We start from the raw sequence: 14652 nt of genomic DNA, 5'->3' as shown, positions 1-14652 counted from the left end.
ACTCGCGTTTTCTATCTTTAGGTTTATAAACTTTTTAACCCCATAAGTTCCATTATGTACGATCCTCGATTTTTACCCATTTGCAAAGAAGACCTGGACGAACTCGGTTGGGATTACGTTGACGTGATCATCATCAGCGCCGACGCTTACGTGGACCACCCTTGCTTTGGGCATGCGGTTGTCGGACGACTTTTGGAACATGAGGGTTTGCGCGTGGCGATTTTGCCGCAGCCGAACTGGCGCGACGACTTGCGCGATTTCAAGAAGCTTGGAACGCCGAGACTTTTCTTTGCGATTTCAAGCGGCATGGATTCGATGGTGAACCACTACACCGCCGCCAAGCGCCTCCGCAGTGACGACGCCTTTACGCCGGGGAACAAGGCCGGATTCCGCCCCGATTATGCAACATACACATACGCAAAAATTTTGAAGAAGCTCTACCCCGATGTGCCGCTGCTCATTGGCGGACTCGAATCGAGCTTGCGCCGCGTGACGCATTACGACTACTGGAGCAACAAACTCAAGCCGAGCATTCTGTTCGATACGCAGGCAGACATTCTCGTTTACGGCATGGGCGAAAAGCCGCTGAAAGAAATCGTTCGTTTGCTCAAAAAAGGCGTTCCGTTCTCGAGCCTGAATTCCGTTCCGCAAACAGCCTACTTGGCGCCCAAGGGGAACGTCCCGAAGAACAGCAAGTGGGAAGACTTGCGTTTGTACAGCTACGAAGAATGCTTGGAAAGCAAGAGGAACCAAATCGAGAACTGCCGCAGGGTGGACATCGAATGTAACAAGTGGTTCCAGCACCGCATTCTGCAAGATGTCGCAGAACAGACCGTGGTGATTAACCCTGCGTACCCGCCGCTCGAATACGGCGAACTCGACGAAAGCTTCGAATACCCTTACGCCCGCGAACCGCACCCGCGTTACAAAAAGCGCGGCAACATTCCGGCATTCGACATGATCAAGTTCAGCATCAACACGCATCGTGGCTGTTTTGGCGGTTGCAGTTTCTGCGCCATCAACGCACACCAGGGCAAGTTCATCGCAAGCCGTAGCCGCGAAAGCATTTTGCGCGAAGTCGAAATCGTGACGCAGATGGAAGGCTTTGCCGGAACAATTACGGACCTCGGCGGCCCCAGCGCGAACATGTACAACATGCGTGGCCGCGATCCAAGCCGTTGCCAAAAGTGTGCCCGAGCAAGCTGCCTCACACCCAAGATTTGTGACAACATGGATACGCACCACGCCGAAATCTTGAGCCTTTATCGCGAAGTACGTAACCATCCGAAAGTGAAGCACCTGTTCATCGGAAGTGGAGTCCGTTACGACATGCTCTTGCAGGAGACGGATGACGAAGAACTCCGCAAAGACCACGAAGAATACGCCCGCGAACTCATTGACTATCACGTGAGCGGCCGCTTGAAAGTTGCGCCCGAACACACGAGCGACGCCGTGCTGAAACTGATGCGCAAGCCGAGCTTTACGCTGTTCCACAAGTTCAAGGAATTCTTTGACGACGAATGTAAGCGCATCGGCAAAAAGCAACAGCTGATTCCGTACTTTATCAGCAGCCATCCGGGATGCACCGAAGCCGACATGGCTGAACTTGCACTCGAAACAAAGCAATTGGGTTTCCAGTTGGAACAAGTTCAAGACTTTACGCCAACACCGATGACCATTGCGACCGAGATGTTCTACGCCGAAATGACGCCGGACGGAAAGCCGCTCTTTGTCGCGAAAACGCCCGAAGAAAAAGCAAACCAGAAGCAGTTCTTCTTCTGGTACATTCCGGCAAACCGTCCGCACTTGCGCGAAGTTCTGGAACGCCTCAAGATGGGTAAGGTCAGCCGCTTACTGCTGAGCCGTACTGCAATGGCCGAAGGCAAGGAATACTTCCCGAGCAAGGAACGCGAACAGAACGAAGATTTCCGCAATCGCGAAATGCAAAAGCGCGATGAACGTACGAACGCGTTACGCCCGAAAAAAGAGAAAGTCAAGAACCGCTGGAGAGATGACGGGTACGAACCGCGCGAGAATCACGACCGCTTTAGCGAGAGTCGCCGCGACTTCCATCGGGATGACCGCCATTTTGAAGACCGTCGCGGGAACCAGCAGAAAGCGCCGTTCCGCGAATACCGCAATATCGAAGACAAGAACCGTTTCAACAGCGGCGAGATAAACCTCGCCAGCCGCCGCTCACACGGCAAGGGATTCAAGAAACCGACATTTAAGAAGTGACGGTGAGACCGCCGCCGAGACTGCCGCTGGACCGTCATCCTGAGGAGTGGAACGACGAAGGATCCAGTCACAGATCCAGTAAAAATAGCAATGCCGGCACAACGGCCGGCATGACAAATTAAAATTAAGCGTTTATCGTCTACGATTAATTAGGAGTGCGCAAGCACACTCCACCATTGCAAAATCACTTTGTGATTTTGCCAAACGCGCGGCTCGGTTATAGCCAAGCGAGCTCGGCTGCAACGTTGACGCTTCGCGTCTCGTCAAACGGCTCGGCAATGACATCGCAAGCGATGTCACTTCACTCGCCTCGGGACATACTCACCTTACGCGTTTGTCGCCTTTACGGCTCATTTAGGAGTGTGCAAGTACACTCCACCATTCGCCTTTTGTACGTTCGACGGAGACTTTGAAGCCGGCTTCTTCAAACCACTTGAGGATGTAATCCTTTTCTACTTCGAGCTGACCGCTGATAATCAGTTCGCCACCTTCGGCGAGCAAATCTTCGATATCATCACGAAGCGGCCAAAGTTCGCTGCGGATCATATTGCAGAGAATCACGTCAAATTTCGTTCCATCCTTGAACGCATCCAGGAATCCGAGAACGCAGTCGCTTTCACCAAAGCCATTGCGTTCAAAGTTTTCCGCAATACAGGGAATCGTGAGCGGGTCGATTTCCGTACCCACAGCAAGGCTTGCGCCCTTGCGACGTGCAAACATCGCCAAGATGCCCGTACCCGTACCGATGTCGAGAACCGTCTTGCCGTTAAAATCAATATTTTCCATCAATGCGGCACAGCTACTCGTCGTCTCGTGTTCGCCCGTTCCAAATGCAGTCTTTGCCTCAAGTTCCAAGACAACCGCGTCAGGATCTTCCGGCGTGAACTCCACCCAAGGAGGACGCACCCAAAGGTGCTCGCTCACAGCCACCGGCTGTGCGCGGTCACGCCACCACTTGTCCCAATCCTTTGCAGGCTCTTCGGTGACCTTGAAATTGTACTGCGGAAATTCCGCCACGATGCGGTCGCGTTCCGCCTTGTCGCCCGTGTAAAAACAGAACTCCGTGCGACCAGCAGTCACCGGGTCGAGTTCTTCGAGCGTCGCAACACCCGCCTCAAAAAGCAGGTAGCTTGCAATTTCATATTCTTCATCGGGGCAGTTGCCCTCAGCCTTGTACCAAGTATCAATTTTCTGCATAGTTTAAATTTATGAAAATTAAGGGCGCGTAAAATACAGCTCTTGAAAAAGTGATATATTTTACCACAAGTCATCCTGAGCAACGCGAAGGATCCAGTAAATTTTTAAAAGCAACTGGATTCTTCGGCTTTCGCCTCAGAATGACGAACGTGCCGAAAACCAACATGCTTTACATCCACCAATTTCCAGACTGGACGCGGTTCCGCTTCGATTCTCCCAAGGTGCTCCAAGCGCTTGGGCAGACACGCCTTGAAGAAGGCAAGCTCATCGGAATCATGCAAATCTGCGGATTGAAGGATGTCGAAACCAAGCTCCTCGCCGAAGACATCGTCGCGAATTACGCCATCGACGGCTACACGCTCGATCCCACGAACACACTTGCCGAAGTGGAACTCAAAAGCAAGGGTTCGCAAAACTTCATCAAAAATTATCTAGGCGCCATCCAAAACGCCTCGCAGCCCCTCACCGAAGAACGAATTTTCAACTGGCATTCCGCGATGGGCCAGAACAAAGTCTTAAAGTTCCGCGAAGTCCCGAGCGAAGTGCAAACGACCATCGACGAAAAACAACTCCATTTTGTAGGCCCGAACCCGGAACGCCTCCAAAGCGAAATGGAAAACTTTTTATCGTGGTTTGAAAGTGCAAATATAGACGGGGTGATTAAAGCCGCAATTGCACATTTCTGGTTCATCACAATCCGCCCCTTCGCCGACGCCAACGGCAGACTCGCCCGTGCCATCACAGCGATGCAACTCGCCCGCACCGAAGGCACGACGCATTGCCAATACGCGCTGAACAAACAAATCAACATCCATAAAAGCGACTACTTCAAGATTCTCGCCCGTACGCAAGCCGCAAGTGGTGACCTCACCGAGTGGATTTTATGGTTCCTGCAAATGATGCGTGATGCAATCAAGGATAGCGAACAACTTTTCGCCTCTGAAATCAGTCGCATCCAGTTCCGCAGCGCCCACGCAAATGACACATTCAGCGCCCGCGAGCAACAGCTCATCGACGAAATCATGGCAGGCCACCTCGCGCAGCCTTTCACCGCCAAAGAAGCCGCTGCCCTATTCAACGCAAGCCACGACACCGCCCTCCGCGAAATCCAGAGCCTCATGGACAAAGGAATCCTCGAGACAAACAAAAAAGGTGGCCGCAGCATGCGATACCGCCTTGTCGATAGTCATTCCTGATAAGCAGCAACGCCCTTCGCCGTGAGTAAATACTTTTGACGAGGATGCCGAGGCGAATTAGGGTATAGCATTTTGACGAAGCCCTCATTTATTGCCGGGGATAGGTAAAGATTCAAAAAATTTTCACGATCTTTTAATTCTATCGCGGCCATCATTTCTTTAACAGACAGGCTTTGTTCGCCAATAACCCCTATAAGCTTCATGATGTTTGGGTTATCAGAATGGAGTTTATCTTGCATTCGCGCTTTACTTGACGGCAACTTGTCGGGTACTTGTCGGGTCAGTAAGATTCGGCTGAAGAATGCTAGCGGATCCGAGAATTGACAGGCGTTTTTTGCCGGTTCTCTGCTCGGTTCCCCCGAATATTAAAGTTATTTCTCAACTATTTCCCAGTATCCGTTTTTATTGCTGCCGACACGTTTCAGAACACCCTCTTTCTGTAGTTTTGACATACTTTTAGCAACAGACACACGATGAAGATTTAGCTGTTCAGCAATTTCAGCTTGATTAATTCTCGGATTACTCAAGATTATCTCAAGAATTTTCTTTTGACTATCAGTCTGTTTTATTGTAGCCTTTACAGTCGGGTTTACAGTCGGTTGTCCTTCATTCAATTCAAACGGGGTTACATTAATCCTGTTGGAAAGATTTGCGGACGAAATTTTTAACTGCAAAAAAAAAATAATGATTTAGCTTTTCACATTACAATCTCAGTAAGCCCTCTATTTACGGATTTACACCCGCTTTTCCTCCTGCTTTTTCGCCAGCTCCTTAGCTTCATTGATTTCGTTGACCAGTTGCTCTGTGGTGGGCAAATACAATTTGTATTCACTAGCGAGGATAGTCTTGTTGCCTTCGGGCAAAGTCATTTTTACCACAGAATCATTCTTACCCGCACACAGAAGAATACCGATAGTAGGATTCTCATCAGGAAGCTTTTCGATACGATCATAATAATTCACGTACATTTGGAGTTGTCCGAGATCTTGATGCGTAATTTTGCCGGTCTTGATTTCGATAACTACAAAACAGCGAAGCAGCCTATTGTAAAGAACTAGATCGACGAAAAATTCATCGTCTTCGAGCATAATTCGCTTCTGCCGTGCCACAAAAGCAAAACCTTTGCCAAGCTCAAGCAAAAATTCAGTGATGTGCGAAATAATCGCACCTTCCAAATCGTTTTCATAAAAGACCGAATTCATTTTCAATCCAACAAATTCCAAGACCATGGGATCTTTGATAATTTCCTGCGGTGTTTCGGGAATGCGTTCCTTACGAGCAACCGCCAGCACTGATTCCTTGTCGTTACTAAGCAAAAGACGTTCGTACAACTGGCTGTTGATTTGGCGTTCAAGTTCGCGGCCATTCCAAGAATTGTTTACCGCCTCAAGTTCGTAATATTCACGTTTATCGGGGTCGGAAATCTGAATCAACATGCGATATTGAGACCAGTTCAATTGGGAACGCAATGCGTTCCCAATTGGGTATGTGCGGTAGAATTGCCTGCAAAACTTGATTTGCCGCTCAGAAAACCCGCTCCCATATTCAACTTCCAGCTTTTCTGCGAGCGATTTAACGATATACGCTCCGTAATCGGCTCGCTTCTTACCGTGCTGTTCTTCTTCGAAAATTCGCTTACCAAGATTCCAATACATCTGAACGCGGCAGAAATCAACGCTCCTGACCGCATTTTTCCGCGCAGTCTCGATGATTTGCCTGGCATCTTGAACGAGCTTTGCCGAGATAACTTCTTTAGACTTCATATAGCCTCCATTTGCCGTTTTTGCGGCTGATTAATGTTAGAGGCGTCCCCTATTCTGAAATCTCAGAAAAAAAAGACGCGATTCTCCATTTGACAGAGAATCACGTGCTGCATTAATGTACCTAATATCGCAAAATGTGGCAAGGGGGGGTAGGAAATTTTACACAACCTATAGTTTCACGCAAATTTACATTCTAGCCACCAGAAATCCAAATCAAGCTTTTCGTCAACAAGATGGAATAGTCGCCGAAGAGAAGGTTGAAGTTACCAATGACAACCATCTCGATCTCTTCTTCAGTCTTAAATTAAACCTTAGAATAAAAAGCGCCAGTAGGAGTGAAAAACATAAGGATTTTCTAATTTACCATATACGCTTTCATTTTACTTTCAAGTTGTTCACGTTCATTGCGGCCCTTGGTCGAAAATCTCAAATAATCTATGCCATATCGTTCTAGTATACAATCTTTCATACGATCGCGTTCTGCCTGAACAGATTCTTGCTTATGGAAGTTTGCTCCATCAATTTCAATAGCCAAAACAGGCGTTTTCGAAATACGATTTGTAATTAAGAAATCAATATGAGTCGAAGAATGCTTGGCATAATTGAGCAATGCCGGATTATCCACTATTTTTGAAAAATCTCGAATTAGATGGTTCATCGGATACTCAAAAAAAACATCTAAACTTGGACATTTCTTCAAGACATCGCGAATCATTCCATAAGCTATGTTTTCCGAAGGATATTTTGAGATCTTTTCCAAATTACCAAAATTCGTACAGCACTTGGGGCTAAACAAAACATCAAAAATGGAATAAACCATGCTATCCACTGACTTACCAGCATTGTATTGAATGTAACCAATTAAATCATCAAGAATACTCCCCTTTGGTTGTTCCTGCTTAGAGGCAACCAAAACAAACTTGCTCTTTGCTCTTGAAACAGCCACATTAATTATCTGCGGATCTCCGGAAAATTCGGTTAAAACATTATCTACAGTCGAAAAAATTATCGAATCCTTTTCACGGCCCTGAAACTTATGAATTGTAGATATATCAACGCCATGAATAACTTTTCTTAATTCACAACATTGCTTATTATAAGGAGAAATAATCCCTACATTCATCGGCCCAAGACTCGGTATAACTTCCTGAACGATCGCATCAATCTGTTTTTGGTTGACATTATTCTCTCGACTAGTCGGAGCCGTCCAATGAATTACCAACGGATTCTGTTCCGTATTGTTAGAAAGAACAACAAGCTGATTGCCATAAAATTTCTGATTACAAAACTCAATAATCTTCGGATGACAACGATAATGTTCTTTCAACAAAGTTTTCGCAGCTTCGGGAATAAAACGACCCATAGAGTCCAAGAAACTCACATCCGCACAGTTATACATCTGAGGCACTTTATGCTTTTCGAAAATTTCTTGATATTTTTCCTTTTCTTCCCTTGTCGTCACCTTTTCAAGTTGTTTGCTGTCGCCAACAATCACTGCATTCTTAGCACAGGAAATCGCCAATGCACCCGTAGCAATATCGACCTGCGAAGATTCATCCATAATAACATAGTCAAAAATAGCATTTGAGCTGAGAGCGCTCTTTGAAGCAAATGTAGTACTGAATACAATTGGATAATCCTTAAGAAATTCTCTCCACCTACGATACAAATCCTCTTTTTTATAAATAGTTTGCTCTTTACGCGAATAAAATTTTCGGAAAACATTCTCATACAAAATCGCCTTAGAAAAATTTTGCAAGTCAGATGCAGCCCGCTCATTCGCCTTCACAGAGTTTTCCAAAGACCTGATACGATATCCGTATTCAGCCAATCGATTTATATAACAGTAATTTTCAAGACTTGCTATAATCGCAGCGGCATCACTTTTGAGAAACTTCCAATTAGAAAGCCCCTTAACAAAACGCAGCCAAAAACGAACAAAAAAGGAAAGTCGATTTTTTGAAGGATTATTCTTAAGGTTTGATTCCAGTTGACTTCTAACGGCTTCTATATCGAATTGATTCAAATCATTTCGATTTTCAATAGAGTAGTCAGAAACCCCTAGTTCATCAAGATATTCCTTGAAATGCTCGTAATTTACTCTCGCATTCTCAAATTCCGCATTTACACCAGCCAACTCATTCTGATCATAAAAAAGCCGCTTAGCTTCGGAAATCTTCTTCAATATGTTCTCTCGCCAAGAAGCAAGACTTGGGCGATTTTTTTCTATGGGAAGCTCCAATTTTCTAGGCTTTTGAGACTCAATAAAAGAAGACTTATTTTCATCCTTTCCAAGCATCGCCGAAAGAAAATCCAATTTGTATTGGGATAATTTTTCTTGAACATTCTTTATGGCACTATTATTGTTGGAGACGACCAACGCAGTCTTCCCTTGAATCAGTAAATTGGCAAGAATATTTAAAATCGTCTGAGTTTTACCGGTTCCTGGAGGACCCTGAATTAGGCTAATTGTATATTTGAACGCATTTTGAACAGCGTTGATTTGGCTGAGATTGCAACCAAATGGAAAAACAAGGCTTTGCGATTCTGTAGGTTGCAAGTCTTTTTGAACGCCAGACTTCAAATAAAGAGATAACGCAGTATCTTCATTTTCGTAGATTCCCTTTATTTTATCATATTGTTTTTTCAACAAAGAAGCATCCGCTTTCTTATTGCTGTTTTCGCAAAATTCCTGAACTAGCAAAGGATTGTTTGCAGCCACATCCTTCAAATAATTTAAAACCGTATTTTGAAAACTATCCTTCGATTCATTCAGAACCCTCAACTCGTCATATTTATAAGTCTTCGCCTTATCTTTGAAAACAATATGCCAATATTTTTTATTCGTTTTAGTATCGCAAAACTCAAAAATATTTTCAATGTTGTAAAGTTCAATACCATTTACAGAGATCTTCTGGTTTTTGAACTCATGCAGACAAGGATTATCTAAACAGACAACATTACCAGCGCTATATTCGTAAGCACATCCATTACGAAAAACAACCTTACATTTCCGGCTTGCACCATCAAAAGAAAGAGATTCAACCTCTTCCGTCTTTATTTCACCTTTGATTAATACGAGAAATTTTTGCGGGTTCATAACGAGAATAACAAATTTTCAATATTCTTTATTTGCCATTTATATGGCCATTGATAATCAGGAATTGTCAGATGTATATTTTAAACATATAAACAAAATATACCCAAATTTTGTATCATGAAAGGGATAAAATCGGCTTTTTTAGCAAATCTCCAATAAAAATATGACCTGTGTTGCAGTTTGACATAACCTTTCAAAAAAAAACTCCATACGGGCCCATTGACAAACCGAATTTTCCCTGATAGACGAGAACCTGCTCAAGTCACAGATCTACACCATCCGCGGGTTAAAGGTCATGCTCGATGCCGATTTGGCAGAGATTTACGGGTATGAAACTCGAAAATTCGTTGAATTTCGACAATTTTTATAAAAAAGGAAACTTGATGTCCAAAAATCGGATATCAAGTTGGGGTGGCGTTCGAAAACTTCCTTTCGCCTTCACAGAACAACGCATTTACATGCTTATGACGGTACTCAAAGATATCCCAACTATCGCAAAATATCCCAACTTTCGCAAAATTTGCGATAGTTCAAAACAAAAGCGTCTCTGCTAACAACAAAAAAATCCCAGCCTTTGCAGCCAGGACAAATTTGCAAGATTTTACTGGATCCTTCGACTTCGGCGCATGCGCCTCCGCTCAGGATGACACAGCCAAACGTCGCGCAGTTTACTTAGTGCCGCGCGGTTCCAGCAGCTTTTACTTCTGCAAGTTCAAGCTAGCATTAGCAGCACCGTACAAACTAATGCTATAATCCTTGATGAGGTACACCGGGATCTTGTTCAAGAGCGGACGGATGTTCGGATTGTAGTTCTTTTCGAACCAGGTCATGAACAAGTTATCGCGTTCGAGCCAGCGGAGGTCCTTTTGCACCGTACCGCCTGCGAGGTAGAAACCACCGAGCGGAAGGAACAACGTGCAAGCGTCGCTGGCGAAGCGAGCAAGCATCTTCACGAACAAGCGCATCATTTCGGCAGCAACCGGATCGGTGTCGCTGGCGCGGCTGATGTACTTCGGGCGGTCGTGCCAATCGGTTTCTTCAATCTTCTTGAAGGCATCGTTCTGCGGTACGCCCTTCGTGTCGCGCCACCATTCATAGAGGTGAGCAAGGCCCATGCCAGAGACGAGCGGTTCAACGCCCGGCACAGTGCCGATGCGCTTTTCCATGTAGTCGCGGAAGTCCTGGGTTTCCTTGTCGAACGGAGCAAACGTAGAGTGGCCACCTTCGGAGCAAGCCGGGATGTACTTTTCACCGTCAAACGCGAGGAAGCCAACGCCCATGCCCGTACCCGGGCCAATCACAGCCTTCGTGGCAGCCTGCGGCTTCGGATCGCTACCGTCGGTGTGCTTGAACTTGAGAATCTGCTTCGGGTCATCGACATCGAGAGTCGGGATGCCGTAGCTAATGGCCATAAAGTCGTTAATCACGAGAGTCGGGATGCCGGTTGCATTCGTGATGGCATCGCCATCGACGCACCACGGGAGGTTCGTCATGACGCACTTGTTGTTTGCCACCGGACCTGCGGCACTGATGCAAATGTGGGACGGCTTCAAATCCGCGCGGTTTTCGATTGCCGCCTTGAGCGTTTCACGGATCGGGGTGTCGAGTCCTTCAATGCACTGGCTCGGGCAAACGGTTTCGAGAATGAGCGTAAACTTGCCATCCTTGTAGCCCACAAGACCAAGGTTCGTATTCGTACCACCGATATCACCCGCCAAAACGAGACGGTCAAACTTAGCATCGGGATTAAGCCATTTAATTTCCATAATTTAAAACTCCATGTTTTACGTTGAGGAATATAGTTTTTTTCCCCATAATTACACGCATGTAATAAAAACAACTGTTTCAATCGGCGCAAAAAATATACATTAAGCCCATAAGGACCTATTTATATTGAGTGGGTCACAATTCACTTTTAACAAGCAGAGACCATGCGCGCTATTCTTGCACTCTTTTATTACATCGTCGTTTTCACCATTATGGTTGTCGCAGGCATCCCATACACCCTCTATTGCGGTATCCGCGGACACTGGGAAGACTGCACCAAGATTTGCTCTTTTTCATTCCAGAAGATCATTTTCAAGCTTTTTGGCATCAAGGTTTCCGTCAAGGGCGCAGAAAACATCCCGCAAGGTATCAACTACGTCATCGTCGCCAACCACCAGAGCTTTTTGGACATCAACGTCATCTGGCACTCCATCACGACGGCTTCGTTCATGGCTAAGGCAAGCCTCTGGAAGGCTCCCGTATTCGGCTGGGTTTTGAACCGCTCCGGCAACATCCCCATCCACAAGAACCCGCGCAAAAACGCAGGCCTCGGCAAAATCCTCAAGAAGCGCCTCGAAAGCAATTACAACATCGTGGTATTCCCTGAAGGCCACCGCACCGAAGACGGCCACATGCTCAAGTTCCAAAATGGAATTTTCCGTTTGGCAAAAGAACAGCATTTTGCGATTTTACCAGTTACATTTATCAATACCGGAAAGATTCTCCCGAAGGTCAAGTGGGCAGTCTATTCCGGCACCGTCGAGATGGTCGTTCACCCGCTGATCCGCTATGAAGATTACGCTGAAAAGCCAATGGCCGATCTCCGCGACGAGACCCACGATTTAATCGAATCCGCTATGCCGTACAAGCAGGCGGAACTTGCCGCAGCAAAAGAAGCGGTCGCAGAAAACAAGGAGGCTTAATTATGGCTAAGGAATTACCGAGCGAAGAACAAATTATTGCAATCCTTCGTGACGAACCTATGGTAGGGAGCCAGCTCCGTAGCGCTCTCGGCCTCCCGAAAAAACAGAAGATGGCTTTTAAGCAGCTCCTCGCCGACATGATCGAGCGAGGCGTTCTCAAGCGTTCTGCCCACAAGGAATATCAATTGGGCGATGGTGAACCGCTCGAAGACAAGCGCGAGAAGCGCCGCAAGAAACTGGCAGAGCAGGGTGTCGAAGACAACCGCCGTCCGGGTGCCCGCAGTCGCCGCCAGACCGAAAAGGATTCCGGCACACGCGTCAAGCGCGGCATTCTGCACCAGACCGGTGACGAAGAATGGCAGGTGACCGAAATCGATACCGGCAAGGTGTACGAGATGTGCCACCGCAGGCAGGCGCCGGGCAAGGAAGGCGAGACCATCAGCTTCACGCTTTATCCGCACCCGAAGCTCAAGCACAGCTACTTGGCAAAGGTGGACCGCTCTGCTGAAATCATGAACGTGACTTGGGACGAAGTCAAGAAACAGTTCATGGAAGAGAGCAACTTGCCCAAAGGCTTTAGCCCCGCCATTGAAAAGTACGTGGCCTCCATTACGGACCCGACCGAAAAGGATTTCAAGGGCCGCGTGGACTACCGCAAGCTCGACATTCTCTGCATTGACCCCGAAGGCGCCATGGACCACGACGATGCGATCAGCGTGGAACGCAAGCCAGGTGGCGGTTACAAGCTCGGCGTACACATCGCCGACGTGAGCTACTACGTGCCCGAAGGTTCTGACCTCGACGAAGAAGCTCTTGAAAGAAGCTACACGCAATACTTGCCGTGGACGGCAGTGCCGATGCTCCCGGAAAAGCTTTCGAGTGGCGTTTGCAGTTTGCACGAAGGTGTGGACCGTTGCGCATTTACCTGCATGATCGACTTGGACAAGGAAGCAAACGTTCTCGGTTGGGATTTCCACCGCAGTGTCGTGAACATCACGAAGGGCATCACGTACCAGCAGGCCGTGAAGATGATGGAAGAAGGCGACGATTCCATCAAGGCTCTTGCTGAAGTAACAGCACTCCTCAAGAGGAACCGCACCAAGGACGGCTTGCTCGAATTTCAGACAACCGAATACGGTTGCAAGTTTGACGAAAACGGTGAACCGGTTAAGATTTTCCCGCGCGAACACGACGATTCCAATTCTTGGGTCGAAGAGTGCATGCTCATTGCGAACAACTGCTGCGCCAAGGAACTCAAGCAACGCAAGCTGCAAGGCATTTACCGTATCCATGAAGCTCCGGACACGAAGGACATCATGGAACTCTACTACATGTACCCGGATCTGTTCAAGGACGCTCCGGTGATGTTGCGTGACTTGGGCAAGCCGCGCAGCGGCGATACGAACTTGAACCCGGTAGCCTTCAAGCTTTACGAGCACTTGGTGAAGCGCGCCGCCGGTGACGAAACGCTCACGAACCGCATTTTGCGCAGTATGCAGAAGGCTCACTACGACAGCAACAGCTTCGGGCACTTCGCCTTGAACTGGCAGGATTACAGCCACTTCACTTCGCCGATCCGCCGTTATGCCGACCTTTGGTGCCATCGTGAACTCGCCCGCAAGGGTAAGGAAATTGACGCCGAACGCGTGAATAGCGTGATTGAAGTCTGCGACTTGATTTCGGCAAATGAAATCAAGAATATGAAGGTGGAACGTATTTCCATCAAGGTGTGCAGCTGCTGGATTTTGAAGAGCCGCATTGGCGACAGCTTCGAAGCAAATGTAACAGGCATCGAAGAATGGGGCATTTACGTTTCCATCGACGATCCGATTGCCGAAGGTCTTGTGCGTTACCGCGATATCGCAGGCGATGACTTCTACGTGTTCAACCCGGACCAGGGTCTTGCATTTGGCAAGCGTAGCGGCCGCACCTTCCGCCGTGGCGACAAGGTGATGGTTCAACTCCTCAGAGTTGACCCGTTGCGCGGTCAGGCAGACTTCAGCATCACCGAAAAGCTGAGTCCAGAACCGAAGAAGCGCCGCACACGTGAAGATACCGAACGCGACATTCGCAATTTCAATGAACGCGCTGACCGCGCTGCGGCCGCCGAAGCACTCGGCTATGTGAGCCAACCGGACGAAGACGACGATTACGAACCGGAATACGTTTCTCGCGGTCGCCGTGGACGTCGCGATTTCGACGGTCCGATTTTTGAACGCACTGGACGCGATTCTCGTGAACGTGGCGGTTTCCGCAAGGGCCGTGACGAGTTCGATGAAGGTCGCCGTTCTGACAAGCGTGGAAAACACGGTTCCGACAAGCGCGACTTTGAAAAGCGCGGCGGTCGTGCCCGTGATTTCGATGAAGGATTCCATGTGGCAAGCGAGCCGCGCGAAGCAAGGCGCGGACGCAGGTCTAGCGAAAAAGGTCGCGGACGCAGCAGCCGCGGAGGCCGCAGAGGAAGATAG

General features: G+C 47.7%; 10 protein-coding genes and 1 pseudogene. 5 read left to right on the top strand and 6 right to left on the bottom strand.

Annotated elements, in window-relative coordinates; all coding sequences use genetic code 11:
• Window positions 1-54: 54 nt before the first annotated feature.
• A complete protein-coding gene (locus tag ACJMM9_RS15325) occupies window positions 55-2238 on the top strand; it encodes a YgiQ family radical SAM protein (RefSeq protein ID WP_405328850.1) in 2184 nt (727 codons plus the stop codon).
• Window positions 2239-2592: 354 nt separating this feature from the next.
• On the opposite strand, the gene ACJMM9_RS15320 is transcribed toward ACJMM9_RS15325, so the two are convergent.
• Window positions 2593-3435 carry a 50S ribosomal protein L11 methyltransferase gene (locus ACJMM9_RS15320; RefSeq protein WP_405328847.1) on the bottom strand — a complete coding sequence of 281 codons (843 nt, stop codon included), beginning with the start codon at window positions 3433-3435 and terminating at the stop codon, window positions 2593-2595.
• Between the two features lie 149 nt (window positions 3436-3584).
• Here ACJMM9_RS15320 and ACJMM9_RS15315 point away from each other — a divergent pair, with 149 nt between their 5' ends.
• Window positions 3585-4631, top strand: a complete 1047-nt coding sequence (locus ACJMM9_RS15315) for a Fic family protein (protein WP_405328844.1) — start codon at window positions 3585-3587, stop codon at window positions 4629-4631.
• Here the strand turns inward: ACJMM9_RS15315 and ACJMM9_RS15310 are convergent.
• The 4 genes from ACJMM9_RS15310 to ACJMM9_RS15295 form a co-directional block, all read right to left on the bottom strand.
• Entirely contained in the window at window positions 4622-4870 is a 249-nt protein-coding gene (locus tag ACJMM9_RS15310; RefSeq protein WP_405328841.1) for a Fic family protein, read from the bottom strand. The genes ACJMM9_RS15315 and ACJMM9_RS15310 overlap by 10 nt on opposite strands.
• Before the next feature lie 132 nt (window positions 4871-5002).
• Entirely contained in the window at window positions 5003-5305 is a 303-nt protein-coding gene (locus tag ACJMM9_RS15305; RefSeq protein WP_405328838.1) for a winged helix-turn-helix domain-containing protein, read from the bottom strand.
• 60 nt (window positions 5306-5365) lie between these two features.
• Window positions 5366-6394, bottom strand: a complete 1029-nt coding sequence (locus ACJMM9_RS15300) for a YhcG family protein (protein WP_405328835.1) — start codon at window positions 6392-6394, stop codon at window positions 5366-5368.
• A gap of 355 nt (window positions 6395-6749) precedes the next feature.
• Complete coding sequence (locus ACJMM9_RS15295; RefSeq protein ID WP_405328832.1) at window positions 6750-9494, bottom strand: AAA domain-containing protein; 2745 nt, start codon at window positions 9492-9494, stop codon at window positions 6750-6752.
• A gap of 238 nt (window positions 9495-9732) precedes the next feature.
• Here ACJMM9_RS15295 and ACJMM9_RS15290 point away from each other — a divergent pair.
• Window positions 9733-9973, top strand: a pseudogene (locus ACJMM9_RS15290) (ORF6N domain-containing protein); the annotation flags it as partial.
• Window positions 9974-10192: 219 nt separating this feature from the next.
• On the opposite strand, the gene ACJMM9_RS15285 reads toward ACJMM9_RS15290, so the two are convergent.
• Window positions 10193-11260, bottom strand: a complete 1068-nt coding sequence (locus ACJMM9_RS15285) for a glucokinase (RefSeq protein WP_405328829.1) — start codon at window positions 11258-11260, stop codon at window positions 10193-10195.
• Between the two features lie 165 nt (window positions 11261-11425).
• Here ACJMM9_RS15285 and ACJMM9_RS15280 point away from each other — a divergent pair, with 165 nt between their 5' ends.
• Window positions 11426-12184 (top strand): 1-acyl-sn-glycerol-3-phosphate acyltransferase, encoded by a 759-nt coding sequence (locus ACJMM9_RS15280; RefSeq protein WP_405328826.1) that lies wholly within the window; start codon window positions 11426-11428, stop codon window positions 12182-12184.
• A gap of 2 nt (window positions 12185-12186) precedes the next feature.
• Window positions 12187-14652, top strand: coding sequence for a ribonuclease R family protein (locus ACJMM9_RS15275; RefSeq protein WP_405328823.1), 2466 nt, complete (start codon window positions 12187-12189; stop codon window positions 14650-14652).

This window comes from Fibrobacter sp., from assembly GCF_045112255.1.
GTDB lineage: Bacteria > Fibrobacterota > Fibrobacteria > Fibrobacterales > Fibrobacteraceae > Fibrobacter.
Note: the sequence above shows the minus strand (reverse complement) of the source record. Positions and strands in the feature narration are given on the sequence as shown.

Excerpts from the sequence above, each read along its gene's own strand:
- ACJMM9_RS15325 (WP_405328850.1), top strand. The coding sequence starts at position 55 with ATGTACGATCCTCGATTTTTACCCATTTGCAAAGAAGACCTGGACGAA.
- ACJMM9_RS15320 (WP_405328847.1), bottom strand. The coding sequence starts at position 3,435 with ATGCAGAAAATTGATACTTGGTACAAGGCTGAGGGCAACTGCCCCGAT.
- ACJMM9_RS15310 (WP_405328841.1), bottom strand. The coding sequence starts at position 4,870 with ATGCAAGATAAACTCCATTCTGATAACCCAAACATCATGAAGCTTATA.
- ACJMM9_RS15300 (WP_405328835.1), bottom strand. The coding sequence starts at position 6,394 with ATGAAGTCTAAAGAAGTTATCTCGGCAAAGCTCGTTCAAGATGCCAGG.
- ACJMM9_RS15295 (WP_405328832.1), bottom strand. The coding sequence starts at position 9,494 with ATGAACCCGCAAAAATTTCTCGTATTAATCAAAGGTGAAATAAAGACG.
- ACJMM9_RS15285 (WP_405328829.1), bottom strand. The coding sequence starts at position 11,260 with ATGGAAATTAAATGGCTTAATCCCGATGCTAAGTTTGACCGTCTCGTT.
- ACJMM9_RS15280 (WP_405328826.1), top strand. The coding sequence starts at position 11,426 with ATGCGCGCTATTCTTGCACTCTTTTATTACATCGTCGTTTTCACCATT.
- ACJMM9_RS15275 (WP_405328823.1), top strand. The coding sequence starts at position 12,187 with ATGGCTAAGGAATTACCGAGCGAAGAACAAATTATTGCAATCCTTCGT.